We start from the raw sequence: 18,243 nt of genomic DNA, 5'->3' as shown, positions 1-18,243 counted from the left end.
TCTCACGCGCCACGGAATATGCGGCAAACGGCTTCCCGGTCACCCCGTCGCAACACTTCTGGCAAACATTGCGCGCGGCCGAATTGCAGGGTTGGGAAGGCTTCGCCTCGGTCTTCATGCCGAACGGCCGCATTCCGCAGGCGGGCGAGCGCTTTCATCAGCCGGCACTGGCGCGCAGTCTCGATCGCATTGCCACCCATGGAGGGCGCGAGTTCTACGAAGGCGATCTGGCCGGCCGCATCGCGGCAGGCCTCAAGCAGGCCGGCTCGCCGCTGCGCGCCGGCGACCTGTCACGGGCGCAGGCGCGCGAGGAAGTGCCGCTGCGCGTGGCCTATCGTGACGGCGAGCTGCTCGGGCTGCGTCCGCCGACGCAGGGCGTGACAACGCTGGAGATCATGGGCATTCTCGATCGCTTCGATCTGAAGTCGATGCCCGAGGGCAGCGCCGACTACTACCACGTGCTGGTCGAGGCGGTGAAGCTCGCATTCATCGACCGCAATCGCTATGTAGCCGACCCCGATTTCGTCGATGTGCCGGTCGATCGCTTGCTGGCGAGCGCCCACCTTGACGCGCATGCCCGCAGCATTCGCATGGATCGCGCCATGTCATGGCCGCATGTGTTCAAGACTGGTGACACGGTGTACATCGGTGCAGCGGACAGTCAGGGCAACTGCGTGAGCATGCTGCAGACGGTCTACTTCGATTGGGGCAGCGGTGTGGTGTTGGGGGACACGGGCGTGCTGTGGCACAACCGGGGCGCGTCGTTCAGTCTCGACGCACGGAGTCCGAACGTGCTGCACGGTGGCAAGCGCCCGTTCCATACGCTCAATCCAGGCATGTATCTGAAGCAGGGACGCCCGCAACTGCTTTACGGTACGCAGGGCGCCGACGGGCAACCGCAGACGCTGGCCGCGGTGCTCACCCGCCTGATCGATTACGAGATGGATCCGCTCACCGCGCTGGGACGGCCGCGCTTCCTGCTCGGCAAGACCTTCTCCGACAGCCGCGATGCCCTCAAGCTCGAACAGGATGCCGGTGCCGAAGTGTTCGCGGCGCTGGCCGCGCGTGGGCACGAGATGAGCGAGCTGCCGCCGCAGAGTCAGTTGGCGGGCCATCCCGGTGCGATTCGCATCGGTGCGCACGGGCAGATGAGCGGTGCCCACGATCCTCGCAGCGATGGTCGGGCCCTGGGGCTTTGACGCTCGGTTGTCGCGCGTGATACAAGTGCTGCCATCCATCGACAACGTAAATACTTCACATGGCTGGCAGTGCAAAATCGAATCGCCCGCTGTTCGATCTGGATCTGCTGCGCTCGATCATCACGGTGGCGGATTGCGGCAGCTTCACGGCGGCGGCCGCGCGTCTGCATTCGACGCAATCCACCGTGAGCCAAAAGGTGCGGCGTCTCGAAGACTTGGTCGGGCACAAGTTGCTCGAACGCGGCAATCGCGACGTCCATGCCACCGACGCGGGCGAGCGATTGCTCGGCCATGCGCGTCAGATGCTCGCGCTCAACGACCAGATGTTCGAGGCGCTCTCCGGAGCCGTGATAGTGACGGTGCGGCTGGGCGTGCCGGAGGATTTCGCGACCGGCGCCACGACGCAGGTGCTCGCGCGTTTCAATCGGCAGTATCCGCAGGTCAAGCTCGAAGTCACGAGCGGCCTGAGCCGCGATTTGTTCGCGAGCTACGATCGCGGCGAACTCGATCTCGTGCTGGTCAAGCAGCGTCGCGGCAGTCGCGAATCGGTGGCGAGCCGCCCCGAGAAGCTGGCGTGGATCGACAGCGCAACGCATCCGTCGTTCGGATGCGATCCGGTGCCGCTCGTGACGTTTCCCGCGCGCGGGTTGTATCGCGACGATATGATTCATGCACTTGAGACGATGGGACGCGACTGGCGCATCAGCTTCACCAGTTCCAGCCTGAGCGGCATTCAGGGCGCGGTGGCCGACGGGATGGGAATCAGTCTGGTGCCGCCGCGCGCCGTACTGCCGCGGCATGCGGTGCTTGGCCGGGCGCAGGGGCTACCGGTCATCGACGCCTTCGAGCTGGCGATCTTTCACCGACCGACGGCGGATGCCATGGTGATGGCGCTCGCCAAAGTGCTCGTCGGGATGCTCGCGACGAAACCGCGCGCGCCGAAGTGAGCGACGCGCGCGGCGGGATGCGTGCGGGGATGGGCGCCAAGGGGCGCATAGCGCAGACGCTGACTTCAGCGCCTGCTACGGCACCGGTTTCAGCGCTTGTTTCGGCGCTTACTTCGGCTGGGCACCCAGCGTCAGGTTCATGTGACGGTTGACGTCCTTGTACAGCAAGTAGCGGAACGGGCCGGGGCCACCGGCGTAGCACGCCTGTGGGCAGAAGGCGCGCAGCCACATGAAGTCACCGGCTTCGACTTCCACCCAATCCTGATTCAGGCGATAGACGGCCTTGCCTTCGAGCACATACAAGCCGTGCTCCATGACGTGAGTTTCCGCGAACGGGATCACGCCGCCGGGCTGGAACGTCACGATGTTCACATGCATGTCGTGGCGCATGTCCTGGATGTCGACGAAGCGCGTCGTCACCCAGCGGCCGTCGGTGCCGGGCATCGGAATCGGCTCGACGTCCTGCTCGTGCTTCACGAACGGCTCAGGGGCCGGCAAACCCGGCACGGCTTGATAGTGCTTGCGAATCCAATGGAAGCGGGCGGTGCCCTGGCTGTGGTTGCGCACTTGCCAGTCGGTCGCGGGCGGCAGGAACGCATAGCCGCCCGGGGTGAGGCGGTTCGCCTTGCCCTGGATCGTCACCGTGATCTCCCCTTCGACGACGAACAGCACGCCCTCGGCGTTTTCATCCTGCTCGGGTTGGTCGCTGCCGCCCCCCGCTCCGACTTCCATGATGTATTGCGCGAAGGTCTCGGCGAAGCCCGAGAGCGGACGGGCGAGCACCCACAGGCGCGTGTTGTCCCAGAACGGCAGATGGCTCGTGACGATGTCGCGCATCACGCCCTTGGGAATGACGGCGTACGCTTCGGTGAACATGGCGCGGTCGGTCAGCAGTTCCGATTGGCTCGGATGCCCACCCTGCGGCGCGTAATACGTAGTCTTCGACATGATTGATGGCTCCTGTGTCGTTCTGATCGCGGAGTTTCGTGGGGGCGAAACCATCGGGAAAGATGCACAAGATAGCGAACCCGCCATCCATCGACAAATTAAATATCAAAATGGGTGACATTCGATTTTTGAATGAATGAAGACGCTCAGGGCACAACCACGCGCATTGGCCAGCGAAATCGGCCGAGCACATGGACATCGCGGTCCGTGACGATGGCCTCGATGGTCAGCGCTGCCGTGCCGCTGCCCACGACATCGGCTTGCCAAAAGGCATCCGGGGCGTCGCGCGCGACGGCGGCCTGCGGCGAACCCGATTGCGGCGCGTAGCGCGTGGCGTGCTCAAGGCAATGCAACTGCAGGCCGCTCAGCGTTGTCTCGTCATCGAGGCAGAGCTGGAGCATCACGGCATGTTCGCCACGCATGGCGAGCGGCGTCCAGCGCAGCCGCAAGCGGTCGCCGGGGCGAACGTCGACACGCCATTGCGCCGCATTGACACCGGTGAGCGCCGCGCTATCCGCGGCCAGCGCATGGCAGCAGTCGGCGTCTACGCCCACGGGCGCGTCGATCGCTTCGGGGTGCTGGTCAAGCAGCGTCACGGTATCGATGACAAGCAGAACGTCGGCAATCGCACCGCATTCGCCATCGCCGTCGGAGGTGTTTGCGTTGGACATTGGGATTCCTTGCCGTGAGCCTAGGTGACCGCGATCGGGCGCCCGGATTGGCGCGTCGTGGATCGCGGCGCGGCGCTCGTCAGTGATTGCGAATGGTGATGAACGGATCCCACTGGTAGCAGCCGCACAAATTACCGCTGCGATCGAGGATCATGAACTGAAAGTGGTAGGTGACGCGACCGGTCTTGAGCGTTTCGCACGACCAGAAGTAGTTCGAGCAGGTCTGCTTCTTCGGATGGGTCGGGTCGGGCGGATTCGGCACGGGGATCGTGACCTCCGCTTCCCGTGGCGAGGGCGGGGAGATCAGGTCGTTGCCCTGATTGCCGATGAACTTGTAGAAGATGCACGATTGCTCGAAGCCGAGCGAGAGCGAGCATTCGCGCCACCGGATGACGTCGCCGACGGTCGCCGCGACGTCCAGCTCACCGCCCGCCTGTCCGCTCACCACGTTACCCTGCGCCACGATCATGAAGACGTGCTTGAAGTCGATGAGGGGGGATTCGCCATGCTGGAGTTCTTGCCGTACCGGTCGACGATCGTCTTGGTGTCGATGCTGACCAGCACATCGGTGATTTGCGACATGTGTTTCTCCACGAAAGGCTGAGTTGGATGCCGTCCATCGGACGATGGCGGTCTCTAAGCCAGCGGCCTGCCGGCCGCGCGCGAAACGCGGCAACGCGCTTCACGGATGGAGCCTAGAAACGGCGACGGCAATGTTCAACCTCGCGCGGGCTGCGCTTTATGAGTGACAGTTGCGTGCAAAGCGGCGTCGCGACTCGCGTTGCGCGGATGGGCACCGATACACCAATCGGGGAATTGGAGCGATGCCCCCAGGAAGGCCGATGCGTGCGTGCGGGCATCGGCGGCGTCAGCGACAGGAGCGTATCGGCCGGCCGTGTGAACGAAGCCGGCCTGGACAGACGAGCGGGGGCGGGGCTTAACTCAGCTTGCGGCTGTGTTGCAGGCGTTCGAGCACATGAATGCTCAACCGCGCCGTGTGGCTGCGCATGGCGTTATAGGCGGCTTCGGCGTCGGCCGCGAGCACGGCCTCGACGACGCGCTCGTGCTCGTCGAACGACACGGCGAAGCGCTCTTCGACATCGGCTTGCGCCGCGCGGAAGGGCGCCAGACGTTCACGATGACTGTCGATCAGCGCCATCAACGTCTTGTTCTGCGTGCCCGCGCTCAGCAACTGATGGAACTCGCGGTTGAGCGCGAGATAGCCGGCTTCGTCGCCCGCATCCATGCACTGCTTGCTCTGGATGTGAATCATCTCGAGCTGCTTCTTCTGCATCGCGCTCATGCGCTGGGCGCTCAGCCGGCAGCACAGGGCGTCGAGTTCGCACATCGCTTCGAGCATGTCGGACAGATCGTCGACGCTGATGCTCGCCACCACGCCGCCCTTGTGCGGGGTGAGTTCAATGAGGCCGCGTGCATTGAGTTCGCGCAGCGCTTCACGAATGGGCGTACGCGACGCCTTGAAGCGCTCGGCCAGCGCGACTTCCTCGAGCTTCTGTCCCGGCGGCAGGCGTCCGTCGATGATCTCGCCGGTCAACACCCGGCAGATTCGTGCGGCAATGGTTTCGGCCATGCTTGTCTATCTCGCTCCGTGGATGTGTCTTTTTGATGCGATTGTATACATGGAGATTATACGAGTATTTTCCTTCGCCACTATGTCTGGAGGCGTCATCAGGACGCCATTGCCGGATGGAAAGCGCAGCAGGGTGATCCAAGTGCATTCAAAAATACGTTTTTGGATGCAATATGCTGAGATAGTATACATGAACGTCTGCCGGGTGTTCCGGCACGCGTCGACACCTCAATTCGAAGGAGACATCTCATCATGGCCAAACTGCGTCACATTGCGCTTTCGGTGCCCGATCCGTGGAAGGCGGCAGCGTTCTATATGCAGGCATTCGACTTCAAGAAAGTGGGCGAGACGGACTCGTCGCTCGCTCGGGGCGTTTATCTGTCTGACGGCGTCATCAACCTGGCGTTGCTCAATTACAAGAACGACGAAGCCGCAGGCGATCGCGGCCGCGAGTATGTGGGGCTGCATCACATCGGGATCTGGGTCGAGGATGTCGAGGCCACGCGTACGAAAATCGAAGCTGCCGGGGGCCGCTACTACATGGGCGAAGTGCCGGTGAAGAGCAACATCTTTTATGAAGTGAAGTTCTTCGATCCGAATGGCGTGATCTTCGATGTCACTGCCCACGGCTGGGGCGGTGCGTCGAAGGACGGCACGGGCAAGGACAACGCGCCAGCGCTGCGTCACGAAGGGCTGCAAGCCGATCGCACGGGGCTCTGATAGCACGCCGTTCTCGCTCGGCGCCAGGGTTCGCAACACCTGCCTCTGCCCGCCGGACGCCACGCGCCGGCGGCGCTCAGCGACCAGCGCTCACGGGCCAGTGGCCATCCGGGGTGACCCGCTATAAAAAAATCGATCGTTTGTATAAACAAATAGCGGTAGAAATTCAATTTCTTTGCTATGTATAATAATTCGACTGATTGTATACATGTAGCGCGGGCGGCAGACACCCGGTCAGGGGCGCCGCGACAAAAACGAGAAAACTCAGGAGACAGCATGAAGAAGCGAGTGTTGTGTGCATTGTTGCTGGGCGCACTGCAGGGCGGTGCGTACGCGCAATCGACCGGGGGCGTGACGCTTTCGGGGTTCGTGGACCTGAACGTCGAGCAGTTGTGGGGATCGGGGGCCAATGGCGGCAAGGTCACGCGGGTCTCCAGCGGCGGGCTGAACAACTCTCGCTTCAATTTGAGCGGGTTCGAGGACTTGGGCGGCGGCAACCGCGCATTCTTCACGTATGAGCCCATGTTCTCTGCCGCGAACGGCACGCAATCGGCGCAGGCGCGCCAGTCGTTCGTTGGCCTGAAGGGGGCGTGGGGCGAAGTGTCGCTCGGCCGTCAGTTCACGCCGTCTTACTGGATCGCCGGTTACGCCGACCCGAGCTGGGCGGCGGACTTCAGTATGGTCAACAACATGGAGTTCTTCTACGCGTCGTATCGCGTCGACAACGCCATTCAGTACAACACGCCCCGCTGGCACGGGTTGATGGGCCGCTTCATGGCGACGACCGGCGTGGGCGACGGTACGCGTTCGGGCCGGTTCTACTCTGCCGGCCTCGACTACCGTAACGGCGGCATTTTCCTGGGCGCCGTCAGCGAACTGCAATACACGCGCGACATCTACTCGTCGAGCCAGATCCACTCGTCGCGCGACAACTACTTCTCGGCCACCTACAAGTTCGGCAGCGTCGAACCGACCCTGATTTATCACACGTACAACGGCTACTACGCGTACCCGCCGTATGTCGCATTCAACGTGCGCGGCTGGGATATTCAGGCCGGGGTGCGGTATGCGCTGACCGACCGTCATCGCTTCTACGCGAGCTTTGTCCATCGTCAGGACGACGACAACAAGGCGCTCTCGAACGGCAACGGCTTCGTGATCGGCTACATGTACAGCTTGTCCAAACGCACCACGCTTTACGCCACTTATGCCCGTGTGCAGCACAGCAACGACACGACGGTGCATTACCCGGTGACGTTCCAGGTCACGCCGACCGGCACACAGAATCCGTCGGGCGTGCAGTTCGGCATCCGCCACGCGTTCTGACGCGTTCCGATCGGCGACATCACGCCGCCAGCGCCTGACTGACGCGCTGGCGAGAAGATTTTTGAGACGAAGGAGGAAGACATGTTTCGCAAGCCCACACTCGGCGTTTCGTTGACCGCGACGGCATTGCTCGCGGCGCTCACGATGACGCTCGCGGCCCACGCGTCGGCACCGGACAGCGCGCCGGCGGCGCCCGCCGCCACGCCGTCGGACGCACAGCCCACCGGTACGCCCGGTATGCCGAACGTCAAGGATCCTTACCTGGCGGGATGGTTGCGCCTCACGCCGGATCGGGAGCCCAAGCCGCTCAAGGCGGGCGTCGATTACGGCATGGATCCGGCAACAGGCAAATTCATCTGGCCGAAGGCCACACCGGAAGTGCACGCCGGTCAGCGCTTTCCCGGCGAGCTGACGACGTGGGACAAGAAAAGCTACACCAAGAACGTGAAAGTCCTGGCGTTCTACCCGGGGGTCAATTCGCCGTTCCACGCATGGAACAACATCGCCGACTTCAACGGCAAGCGCTACCTCTATATTCACGATCGCGACTACCTGCGCATCATGGACGTGACCGATCCCGCGCATGGCAAGGTGGTGTATTCGACCGGCGGCGTGTGGGGCCCGAAGGGATCGAGCGAGAAGTTTGATCCGAACAATGTGCACGGCTATCTGGGCGGTGCCACCATCGTGTGGAACAAGGCGCGGCGCAAGCCGATTCTCGTGGCGTCGTTCGAAATCGGCCGTTACGGCCTGATGACCGACAAGTCGAAGCAACCGGACAAGGTGGCCGCGCAACGCCACTACAACTCGCTCAAGGGCTTCAAGGTCTTCGAGATGGATGGGCCGCTACCGTCCGACTGGAAGCTCATCGCCACGCGCACCACCGACTACCAGCATCCGGACGCGCCGGTCGGGCAGCAGCAGGGCTCGGGCTCGCTCGATTCGCCGGAGTTCTACGGCGGCAAGTACATGATTCTCTCGTCGGCGCCGGACGACAGCTACGCACTTACCGAGTACCCGAACTATCTCTACTCGCCGGGCTACCAGGTGTGGGATATGTCGGATCCGGCCAATCCGAAGTTCGTCTCGCAGATCTCGGTGCCGGGGCAGATTCTTGGCAATGCGGCGCACGAACAGGCCTATTTGCAGAATCCGCGGGCGGGCAACCGCACCTCGTGGATGGGTTCGCGCATGCCGATCTTCCTGCCCAAGCCGCTGGAGCAGGGCGGCAAGGTGGGCTTCGGCGCGATGGGGGGGCTGGGGCTGTGGTCGTTCGACTTGTCCGATCCGGCGCATCCGAAGGTACTGGGCAACGTGAATACGGCGCCGAGCTTCGCGGGCACCGAGTACGACAATGCGGACGTGAGCCAGTACGAGCGCACGGGGTACGTGCTGACCAGCGGCTACCCGATGAACCGCGACTGTTATGAGCCGTACAAGGACATCTTCGTGGTCGATGCGCGCAACCCGGCCAAGATGAAGGTCGCGGCGAAGCTGCCCGAGCCCGACGTCCCCGAAGGCGCGCCGTTCACCAGTTTCTGCCAGCGCGGCGGCAACTTCGGTCCGAAGCGTTCGAATTCGATCGGCCAGCCGGGCGCGTGGCGCCAGGGCATCGTGCCGTACTCGTTCTACAACGCGGGGGTGCAGATATTCGACGTCAAGGATCCGGCCAAGCCGCGCATTGCGGGCTACTTCGTGCCGGGGCTGGCCGACGAGTCCGAGCTGCCCGTCTACACGCTGGGCAAGGGGGTGCTCGCGATGTACACCGAGTACGACCGCAACATCATGTGGGCCTTCACCGAGAACGGCGCCTACGCCCTGTCGAGCCCGTTGCTGGGTGAGCCCGTGATGGGCGCACCGGCAAAACCCTGGCCGGCACGGTAAGCACCGCGCACAGTGTCAAGGCGGCACGACACGTCGTGCCGTCGCCGCGCACGACTTCACAGGGCCTCCAAAGCGTGAAGTGTTGAGGCGGGCAACCTCCGAAGGTCTCCTGGTTGCCCGCTTCTTTTTTCACCTGAACGCGTTATCGCGCGACATGCCGCGCCACCGCATTGACGGGGGACGCCAGCGGCGCGCCCGCGAGATGGGCGTGAAGGCTGGCGAGCAGCGCGTCGATCTGCGCGTGCAGGGCGGCCGGCGAGCGTCCCGAGACATGCGGCGTCAGCACAACGTTCTCCAGCATGCGCAATGCCGAAGGCACCTCGGGTTCGTGCTCAAACACGTCGAGCGCAGCCCCTGCAATCACGCCGTCGCACAGCGCTTCGATCAGGGCCACGGTATCGACGACGCTGCCGCGCGACACGTTCACGAGAAAGCCGTCGGCGCCGAGCCGCGCCAGCACGTCGGCGTTCACGAGGTGATGTGTCGCGGCACCGCCCGGGCAGGCGAGCACGAGAAAGTCGCTGGCGTCGGCCAGGGCGCCGACGTCAGCGACATGGTGCCAACGGCAGTTGCGGCGCGGTGTGCGCGTGTGATAGCGGATGGACATGCCGAAGCCTTCCGCGCGCGTCGCAATCGCGTGACCGATGTGACCCAGGCCGACGATGCCGAGTCGCGCGCCATGCAGCGTCGGGCGCGGTGCGCGGTGGTTCGCCCAGCCACCGGCCTTCACGGCGCGATCGAGCGTGATGAGGCCGCGTGCGGTGGCGAGCATGAGGGCCAGGGCGTGATCGGCGACGGTCTCGCCGTTGGTGTTGGGCGCGTGCGCGACGGCGATGCCACGTGCGGTGGCGGCGGCGACGTCGATGTTCTCGTAGCCCGCCCCGAAGGCGCAGACGAGTTCGAGCTTCGGTAGCGCATCCATCTGCACGGCCGTGAGGCCTGTCGTGCCATTGGTGAGCACGAAGCGAACGTTGGACGCATTGGACATGAGGCGGATGACGTCGGCCCGATCGACGGCCTCGCAATCGGCGTCGATCTCGTGCAGACGCAGTCCCGCGGCGATCAGTCGCGCGCGGGTGATCGGCGCAAGCGGGATGAGGGAGAGGAGTGGCGAAGCGTCGGTCATGGAGGCCTTCATCGTGAGGATCGTTTGGATAGGAAAATAAAATACAAATCTGTTGCTATGTATACATATGCTATGTATTGTATCTTCACATGGCAATCAAAAAAACGACCGATGCGCAACGCGCGACGTCGGTTCCCTGAGGGAAGACAAGGAGGAAGGTGTGACCTGGTTTGGACTTGCAACTTATGAATCGCTGGCGCCGGGCGCCGTTGCCGCGCGGCGTACGGCGCTCGTGCAACATGGGCATTTGTACGATCTGGAAGCCGTGCTGCGCCACATGGGCACGGACGTGGGCGATGCGGTGCTGGCGGCGCACGATCTGACGGCGCTGCTCTCGGACTGGGATGTGCACGGCAAAGCGATCAACGCCGCCGTGCGCCGTGCGCTGGACGCGGGTGTGCCGGCGAAGGTCGGCGCGCTGGCGAGCGACGCCTATCGCCTGTGCGTGCCCTATCAGCCGGGCCGCATCTTTGCAACGGCCTCGAACTATTACGAGCACGCGGCCGAAATGGGTACGAAGCTCGCGCCGCGCAGCGAGAGTTCGCCGTACATGTTCATGAAGGCGGAGACGAGCGTGACGGCGACCGGCACGGACGTCGTGCTGCCGCCGCACGCGCAGCGCGTGGACTGGGAGGTCGAGCTGGCGGTGGTCATCGGCCGTCCGGGACGGCATATTCCGGTCGAGCAGGCGCATGAATGGATCGCGGGCTATACGGTCATCAACGATGTCAGCGCGCGCGACCTGAACCGCCGCACCGACTATCCGTTCACGCACGACTGGTTTCGCGGGAAGAGTTTCGATACCTTCGCCCCTCTGGGGCCGTGGTTTGTGCCGCGCGAGGTGATTCTCGATCCCCAGCAACTGCGCATGACGCTGTCGGTGAATGGCGAAATGATGCAAAACGACACGACGGCGGGGATGATCTTCAACATTGCGGAGCAGATCGCCTACCTGTCCGACATTCTCACGCTCAAGCCAGGCGATCTGATTGCCACGGGCACGCCGACCGGTGTGGGCATGGGACGCGGCGTCTATCTCAAGGCCGGCGACGTGATGGTGGCGGGCATCGAGGGCATTGGGGCCATCGAGAACCGCGTCGTGGCGCAGCAAAGATAACAACGGCCGCTCAGGTAGCGGCCAGGAGGAGGCGGCAATGGAGCAGTGGCAGTGGGCAAGGCGGTGGTGGACGGTGCTTGCGTGTGCCGGATCGATCGGTGCGATGGGAGCGATGGGGGCGATCGGCACGGTGAGTGCTATCGGTGCGGGCGCGCTGTGGCCGACGCCGGCCGTCGCACAGGAGAAGGTCAAGTTCAACCTCTCGTGGCTGCCACAGGGCAGCACCGGGGGGGTGCTCGTTGCCATTCACCAGGGCTTTTACCGCGAGGCAGGCCTCGAAGTGTCGGCGGTCGTTGGCCATGGCGGGCAGCGCACCGTCAATGAAGTCGATCAGGGCCTGTTCGAGTTCGGCTACGGCGATCCGATCAGCGTGATGCTCAACCGCGCGCAGGGCGGAAAGACGAAGATGGTTGGCGCGATCAATGCCGTCTGGCCCGGCGCGATCTGCTACCTCGTCAAACCGGGGCGGACCCTTGCGAAGCCCGCCGATCTCAAGGGGTTGTCGATGGGCGGCGGCGGGGCGTCGCCGTTACAGAACATCGTGCCGGCCTGGCTCAAGGCCAATGGCTTGCCGCCGACGGCGATCAAGCTGTTGCGGCTCGACCCGTCGACGATCAATCCGTCGTTCCTGCAAGGTCGCGTGGATCTCACCGAATGCTGGGAAGGCGCGAACCTGCCGGTGCTCAAGTCGCTCGCGGCGAAGCAGGGGCGGGAGATCGGCTCGCTGCGCTACCGAGATTTCGGGCTCGACATGGTCGGCAACGGCATCGTCACGACCGAGACGATGATTGCGAAGCAGCCTGACGTGGTGCGTCGCTTCGTGCAGGCCACCTATCGCGGCTATGCGTGGATGCGCGAGCATCCAGAGGCGTCGGCGGGTGTGATCGTGTCGCAGTACCCCATGCTCGACAAACAGGTCATGGTCGAACAGATTCGGCAGATCGGCGTGCTGGAGACCGACCGCGAAACGCAGGGGCACAAGCCGGGTTGGCTGCCGGTGGCGCGCATGGCGACGACCGCGCAGTTTGTGCGCAACGCCTTCAACCTGCCCCCCACGCTGAAGGCCACCGACCTCTATACCAACCAGTTCGTCGAATGACGCTCGCGCAATCGCTGCAATGCAAGGAGTCGAGATGACAAGCCTCAAACCCAAGCTCAACCCGAAGCGCCTTGGTCACCTGGTGTTGGTGGTGCGTGATATTCAGAAGTCGGCGAAGTTCTACACCGAAGTGCTCGGATTGACCGTCTCCGACTGGATTGGCGACCAGATGGTGTTCTTGCGCGCCGGCACCGACCACCACGATCTGGCGCTCTCGCAGATTCCAAAGGATTCGCCGGACATCGACGATCTGCCGCGTTACGGCCGTCCCGGCATGGAGCACTTCTCCTACCTCGTCGACAGTGTCGAGGAAATGGAGCAAGCCGTGGCGGTGCTGCGTGCGCATGACGTCGAGATCGTGCGTGGGATCGGGCGTCACGGGCCGGGGGCGAATTATTTCCTCGTGTTCAAGGACCCGGATGGCAACAACGTCGAGTTGTATTGCGAAATGACGCAGATCGACGACGACCACCCGTACGAAGCGAAGGTGTGGGAGCGCTCTATCGAGAGCTTCGACCGGTTCCGCTTCGAACGCTTCGTCGTGCCGCCCCCGCCGGGCATGGTCAAGGACAAGTCGGGCGGAAAGACCTAGCCAGCCGAGATTCCGGAGGAGACATCGAATGAAACGCATCGCACAGACGATCGTATTTTGGGGCGTGCTGCTCGCCCTGTGGGAATTGGCCGTGACGTACTTCAAGGTGCAGTCGTACCTGATGCCGCCGCCGTCGGCGATCTTTCGCGCGGCCTGGGAAGTGCATCCGCAAATGCTGGAGGACACCTGGATCACAACGGTCGAAGTGTTGACCGGCTTCGTGGCGGCGGTGGCAGGTGGGCTCGTGATTGGCGTCGTCATCAGCTACAGCGCGTTTGCGCGTCGCACGCTGTACCCGCTCGTCACTGCCTTGCAGAGCATGCCGAAGATCGCACTCGCGCCGCTGATGATCGTGTGGTTCGGGTATGGGTTTGCGTCGAAGCTGGCGTCGACCTTCCTGTTCGCGTTCTTCCCGGTCGTCGTGGCGACCATGGGCGGACTCGCCAGTGTCGCGCGCAACCTCGACGAGCACTTCCGCGCGTTGGGCGCGAGCCCGTGGGACACCTTCTGGCGGCTGTACCTGCCGGCGGCGCTGCCCGCGTTCGCCGATGGCCTGAAGATCGCCATGCCGCTCGCGGTGATCGGCGCCATCGTCGGCGAGTTCATCGGCTCGGAAGCGGGGCTGGGGCATCTGATCGTGTTCGCATCGGCGGCGGCGCGCACCGACGTCATGTTCGCGGCCATCCTCATGGTGACGCTGCTGGCGGTAGTGCTCTACTGGGTGATCGAGCGTCTGGCGCGCTTTGTCTGGTGGCGAGGGATCAACGTATGACGATCTCGACGACTACGGTGACGCCGTTCCCCGCGCCGTCGCGCCCCGCCGGCGACACGAAAGTGGCACCGGCGGGCGCCGCGCAGGTCCACGACGCCATGATCGAAGTGCGCCACATCGACAAGACCTTCGCCGCCAAGCAGCGCAAGGCCTCACCGGTGAAGATACTCGACGACGTATCGCTCTCGATTGCGGATCGCGAGTTCGTGTCGATTCTCGGCGCGAGCGGTTGCGGCAAGAGCACGCTGCTGCGCATCGTTGCCGGCCTTGTGCCGCACGATGGCGGCGAGGTGCGTGTGGCGGGCCAGCGCGTGACGCGGCCCGCCCCCGAGATTGGCGTGGTGTTCCAGACGAGCAATATGTTGCCGTGGCTCACGGTGCGGCAAAACCTGCTGCTCGGCACGCGTCTGCGCAAGATCCCGAAAGCCAAGAGCGAGCCGCGCGTGGCGGCGCTGCTGGAGATGCTGGGGCTCGCCCAGTTCGCCGATCATCATCCGCACGAGTTGTCCGGCGGCATGCGCCAGCGCGCGTCGATCGGCCAGATCCTGGCGCTCGAACCGAAAGTGCTGCTCATGGACGAGCCGTTCGGTGCGCTCGACGCCCTCACGCGCGACAACCTGAACGTCGAACTGCTGCGCATCTGGCAGGAGCACCGGCAAACGGTGTTGCTCGTCACGCACAGCATCGAGGAGGCGGTGTTCCTGTCGGATCGCGTGATCGTGATGTCGGCGCGTCCGGGCAAGGTGCAGCAGGAAGTCGTGATCGATCTGCCGCGTCCGCGCTCGCCGCAGACGATCAAGCAGCACCCGCGATACGCCGGGTATGTCGCGCAGCTCTCGCAACTGATGGGGGTCTATTGATGACCGGACAGACGATTGCGGCGACGGCAGACGGGTGGGCGCGAGCGCGATCGCACATGCGCGCGCTCGGGCCGCGCTGGGCCGACGATATCGCTGCCGGACGGCGCCTCGTGCTGGAGACCTACACGCCGCTGCTCGCGCAAGCGTCGACCGACGCGTACACCGTCGTGCGTGATCTGGCCTATGGGCCGCATGCGCGGCATCGGCTTGACGTCTATCGGCCGGCGTCGCGTTTGCGCGAGCCTGCACCGGTCGTCATCTTCGTGCATGGCGGCGGGTTCGTTCGCGGCGACATGAACGCCAATGCGCAGATCTACGGCAACGTGCCCCGATACTTCGCGCGTCACGGTTGCGTGGCGGTCAACGTGGAGTATCGGCTCGCGCCCGAGGCGCCGTTCCCGGGCGGCGCACAGGACGTGGGCGCCGCGGTGCGCTGGGTGCGCGAGCATATCGGCGAGTATGCGGGCGAGGGTGGGGCCGACGTGAAGCGCATGCTGTTGATCGGCCATTCGGCCGGCGGCTCGCACGTGGCCAGCTATCTGTGCGACCCGCGGGTGCGGCCGGCGCAGCCCGAGGTGGCGGGGACCGTGCTTATCAGCGCGCGACTGCGTGCGGATGTGCTGCCCGACAATCCGAACGCGCCCGGTGTGGTGGCGTATTACGGCGACGCGCCTGCACGCCACGAGGCCGACGCGCCGATGGCGCATGCCGAAGCGATGCCGGTGCCCGTGATGACCGTCGTGGCGGAGTTCGAAAATCCCCATCTCGACACCTATGCGCTTGAGTTCTGTCACCGGCTGGCCAAGCGCGACGCCCGCGCGCCGCGCTGGCTACAGGTGCGCGACCACAACCATACGTCGGTGGTTGCGCATCTCGATTCCGGCGACGAGTCGCTCGGTCGCGAGATCCTGCACTTCCTGCACGACATCGACCCATCGCCCTGATGCGGTTCGCGCCTGCCTGCGCCGGTGAGCCATTGCGCCGTTGAACCCTTGAACCGTTGAACCGTTGATCGAATCGGCGGCGGTTCAGCGGCGGGTCAGCAGCGAACAGGCGGCTCTCGGTGCGGGCAGCGCCGTTCATCTCTCCCTCCCTTAAGGAACTGTCATGGTCGATCACGAATTGACCGGGGCGTTTGCGCCCGTCGTCACGCCGTTTCAGGCGGATATGACGCCGGATGCCCCCCGTTTTCTCGCGCATTGCGAATGGTTGCTCTCGCACGACGTGGGCCTGGCCCCGTTTGGTACGAACAGCGAAGCGAATTCTCTCGACGCCCGCGAACGCATGGCGTTGCTCGATCATCTGGTCGACAACGGTCTTGATGTGCGGCGCATGCTGCCCGGCACCGGCTGCTGCTCGTTGCCCGAGACCGTCACGCTCACGCGGCACGCGGTCGAGCGTGGCTGCGCGGGGGTGCTCATGCTGCCGCCGTTTTTCTACAAAGGCGTCACCGACGATGGCGTGTACGACTACTACGCCCGCGTGATCGATCAGGTGAACGATGCGCGTTTGCGTCTGTACCTCTATCACATCCCAGCGCTCTCGGGCGTGCCCATCACGCTACCGGTGATCGAGCGGCTCAGGCGCGACTTCCCGCGGACCGTGGTTGGCATCAAGGACAGCTCGGGTGACTGGACTCATCTGAGTGCGATGCTCGACGCCTTCCCCGGCTTCGGCATCTTCCCGGCATCGGAGTCGCTGGTGTCGCGCGCGTCGGCCAAGGGCGCGAAAGGCTGCATTTCCGCGACGGTCAACATCAATGCGCCCATGATCGGGCGGTTGTGTCGCGAGTGGGCGGACGATGCCGGTGCGGCGCTTCAGGCACAGGCCGACATCGTTCGCGGCATCGTGCAGTCGTTCCCGATGATTCCGGCGCTCAAGGCGGTGCTGGCCTCGCATCGTGACGATCCGGCGTGGGCGCGCGTGCGTGCGCCGCTTACGCAACTGACGAGCGACCAACACGTACGGCTGCACGCGCAGTTGGCCGCTTGCGGTTTCACGTTGGCAGGGTAAGCGGACATGCGCGGCACGTTGCGGTATCGAGGGATATGTCGTGGCTGGCTGTATGTCGGGACCACGCGGCACCTGACTGCGCGGGGGGGCACGAGGCTGGCAGTGGCATGGGGCCTTGCGCTGGCGCTGGGTCCGGGCGCTTGCGAGGTGTCGCACGCTCAGGTGCAGGTCTACGGCCACCTCACGCCGATGACCGATTGGGTCAGTGTTAGCGGGCGTCAGGCGAGCGCGTCGGCGCCGCGTCCGACCCAGGCGCCGTCGGGGGCGATCAATGCGCCGACGGCGAGCGGTGCGCGCATGCTGTCGAGCATTTCGTACTTCGGCATGCGCGGCAAGGAAGATCTTGGCGACGGGTATGCCGCGATCTGGCAGATCGAGACACCTGTCGCGCTCGACGGCAAATCGACCGGCACCATCGCGGGACGCAATACGAATGTGGGCCTGACCGGGCCGTTCGGTACGGCGTTTCTGGGCAACTGGGACACGCCGTATCAATGGTCGACGCTCGCGGTCGGCTCGCCGGTGCGCAATCCATACACCGGCGACCTGAGTACGATCCTGAGCAATCCCGGATTCAATGTGCCGAACACGACGACGCAATCGGGGCGGGTGGGCAGTGCGGTCGATGCCACGTTCAACCGTCGGCAGGGCAACAGTCTTCAGTACTGGACACCGACGTGGGCCGGGTTGCAACTGCGGTTCTCGTACTCGCCGTCGAACAGCAAGGTCGTCACGCCGGCGGGCGAGATCTCGCCACAGGTGTTCGGGGCCGGACTGGAGTACCTGAACGGTCCGCTGCGCGTGCGTTACGCGTACGCGCTGCACAAGGACTACTTCGGGCTGGCATGGCTCGGCGCGCCGTCGTCCGCCAATCCGTCCAATGTCGGATCGCACGCCACGGGGTCGCGCGACGACGCGCACAAGGTGCTTGTGGTCTTTACCTATGCGCAAACCAAGTGGGTCGCGGGCTGGGATCGGCTGACCTACCGCACGGACGACGGCACTCTCGGCAATCTCAACCGCTACCGGCGCGATGCGTTCTACGCCATGGTCCAGCACTGGTTTGGCGGCGGCCGTCACTCGGTCTGGCTCGGCGGCGGCTATGCGACGAACGGCGCGTGTTCCCGCTCGGGCGGTGCGTCGTGCAGTACCGACGGGCTTGGAGCCACGCAACTCAATCTTGGCTATCGCTACGACTTTTCACGGCGCACGGACGTGTACGTCGCGTACTACCAGGTCATCAATCGCGCTTGGGGTCGGTACGGCGTCTCGCCGCGTCCGACGCTCGGCGCGAACGGCGCAAGCGCACCGCCGGGCGCGCACTACCGGGGCATCGGTTTCGGCATCGAACACAGCTTTTGAACAACACCATCCGACT

Annotated in this window: 17 protein-coding genes and 1 pseudogene; 13 read left to right on the top strand and 5 right to left on the bottom strand. The window is 64.4% G+C overall.

From position 1 onward, the window contains the following. On the top strand, window positions 1-1,199 hold a 1,199-nt coding region (locus A985_RS24175), incomplete at its 5' end, for a gamma-glutamyltransferase family protein (protein WP_083902186.1). 59 nt (window positions 1,200-1,258) lie between these two features. Beyond that, a complete protein-coding gene (locus A985_RS0104275; RefSeq protein ID WP_017232175.1) occupies window positions 1,259-2,146 on the top strand; it encodes a LysR substrate-binding domain-containing protein in 888 nt (295 codons plus the stop codon). Between the two features lie 108 nt (window positions 2,147-2,254). Here A985_RS0104275 and A985_RS0104270 read toward each other — a convergent pair whose 3' ends face one another. The 4 genes and pseudogenes from A985_RS0104270 to A985_RS0104255 form a co-directional block, all read right to left on the bottom strand. After that, window positions 2,255-3,094, bottom strand: coding sequence for a bifunctional allantoicase/(S)-ureidoglycine aminohydrolase (locus A985_RS0104270; RefSeq protein ID WP_017232174.1), 840 nt, complete (start codon window positions 3,092-3,094; stop codon window positions 2,255-2,257). 146 nt (window positions 3,095-3,240) lie between these two features. Next, window positions 3,241-3,765 (bottom strand): AidA/PixA family protein, encoded by a 525-nt coding sequence (locus A985_RS0104265; protein WP_017232173.1) that lies wholly within the window; start codon window positions 3,763-3,765, stop codon window positions 3,241-3,243. A 79-nt stretch (window positions 3,766-3,844) separates the two neighbouring features. Beyond that, window positions 3,845-4,347: pseudogene (locus A985_RS24170) on the bottom strand (inclusion body family protein). A 355-nt stretch (window positions 4,348-4,702) separates the two neighbouring features. After that, complete coding sequence (locus A985_RS0104255; protein ID WP_017232170.1) at window positions 4,703-5,356, bottom strand: GntR family transcriptional regulator; 654 nt, start codon at window positions 5,354-5,356, stop codon at window positions 4,703-4,705. A 252-nt stretch (window positions 5,357-5,608) separates the two neighbouring features. Between A985_RS0104255 and A985_RS0104250 the strand changes: the two genes are divergently transcribed. From A985_RS0104250 to A985_RS0104240, 3 genes are all read left to right on the top strand, one after another. Beyond that, window positions 5,609-6,076: a VOC family protein gene (locus A985_RS0104250; protein WP_017232169.1), complete on the top strand. Its 468-nt coding sequence runs from the start codon at window positions 5,609-5,611 to the stop codon at window positions 6,074-6,076. Window positions 6,077-6,352: 276 nt separating this feature from the next. Then, a complete protein-coding gene (locus tag A985_RS0104245) occupies window positions 6,353-7,402 on the top strand; it encodes a porin (protein ID WP_017232168.1) in 1,050 nt (349 codons plus the stop codon). Between the two features lie 81 nt (window positions 7,403-7,483). After that, a complete protein-coding gene (locus A985_RS0104240) occupies window positions 7,484-9,286 on the top strand; it encodes a hypothetical protein (protein WP_017232167.1) in 1,803 nt (600 codons plus the stop codon). 142 nt (window positions 9,287-9,428) lie between these two features. Here the strand turns inward: A985_RS0104240 and A985_RS0104235 are convergent, their stop codons facing one another. Next, window positions 9,429-10,412: a 2-hydroxyacid dehydrogenase gene (locus A985_RS0104235; RefSeq protein ID WP_157211344.1), complete on the bottom strand. Its 984-nt coding sequence runs from the start codon at window positions 10,410-10,412 to the stop codon at window positions 9,429-9,431. Between the two features lie 160 nt (window positions 10,413-10,572). On the opposite strand from A985_RS0104235, the gene A985_RS0104230 reads away from it, so the two are divergent. The 8 genes from A985_RS0104230 to A985_RS24160 all read left to right on the top strand — a co-directional run bounded on the left by A985_RS0104230 (window position 10,573) and on the right by A985_RS24160 (window position 18,227). Beyond that, a complete protein-coding gene (locus A985_RS0104230) occupies window positions 10,573-11,529 on the top strand; it encodes a fumarylacetoacetate hydrolase family protein (protein WP_017232165.1) in 957 nt (318 codons plus the stop codon). A gap of 37 nt (window positions 11,530-11,566) precedes the next feature. After that, on the top strand, window positions 11,567-12,628 hold the full coding sequence (locus A985_RS0104225) for an ABC transporter substrate-binding protein (RefSeq protein ID WP_017232164.1): 1,062 nt from the start codon (window positions 11,567-11,569) through the stop codon (window positions 12,626-12,628). Window positions 12,629-12,662: 34 nt separating this feature from the next. Next, entirely contained in the window at window positions 12,663-13,220 is a 558-nt protein-coding gene (locus A985_RS24165; protein WP_017232163.1) for a VOC family protein, read from the top strand. A gap of 28 nt (window positions 13,221-13,248) precedes the next feature. Further along, the gene (locus A985_RS0104215; protein ID WP_017232162.1) at window positions 13,249-13,992 is read left to right on the top strand and encodes an ABC transporter permease; all 744 of its coding nucleotides are present in this window, start codon (window positions 13,249-13,251) and stop codon (window positions 13,990-13,992) included. Beyond that, the gene (locus A985_RS0104210) at window positions 13,989-14,852 is read left to right on the top strand and encodes an ABC transporter ATP-binding protein (protein WP_017232161.1); all 864 of its coding nucleotides are present in this window, start codon (window positions 13,989-13,991) and stop codon (window positions 14,850-14,852) included. The genes A985_RS0104215 and A985_RS0104210 overlap by 4 nt, the downstream gene beginning before the upstream one ends. 56 nt (window positions 14,853-14,908) lie before the next feature. Next, window positions 14,909-15,796: an alpha/beta hydrolase gene (locus A985_RS0104205; protein ID WP_232424514.1), complete on the top strand. Its 888-nt coding sequence runs from the start codon at window positions 14,909-14,911 to the stop codon at window positions 15,794-15,796. 163 nt (window positions 15,797-15,959) lie between these two features. Beyond that, the gene (locus tag A985_RS0104200; RefSeq protein WP_017232159.1) at window positions 15,960-16,865 is read left to right on the top strand and encodes a dihydrodipicolinate synthase family protein; all 906 of its coding nucleotides are present in this window, start codon (window positions 15,960-15,962) and stop codon (window positions 16,863-16,865) included. Window positions 16,866-16,967: 102 nt separating this feature from the next. Further along, window positions 16,968-18,227 (top strand): porin, encoded by a 1,260-nt coding sequence (locus A985_RS24160; RefSeq protein ID WP_017232158.1) that lies wholly within the window; start codon window positions 16,968-16,970, stop codon window positions 18,225-18,227. Window positions 18,228-18,243 lie beyond the last annotated feature (16 nt).

Origin of the sequence: Pandoraea sp. B-6 (assembly GCF_000282835.1) — a bacterium.
In the GTDB taxonomy this organism is placed as follows: Bacteria; Pseudomonadota; Gammaproteobacteria; order Burkholderiales; family Burkholderiaceae; genus Pandoraea; species Pandoraea cepalis.
This window is presented reverse-complemented; position numbering and strand designations above follow the sequence as displayed.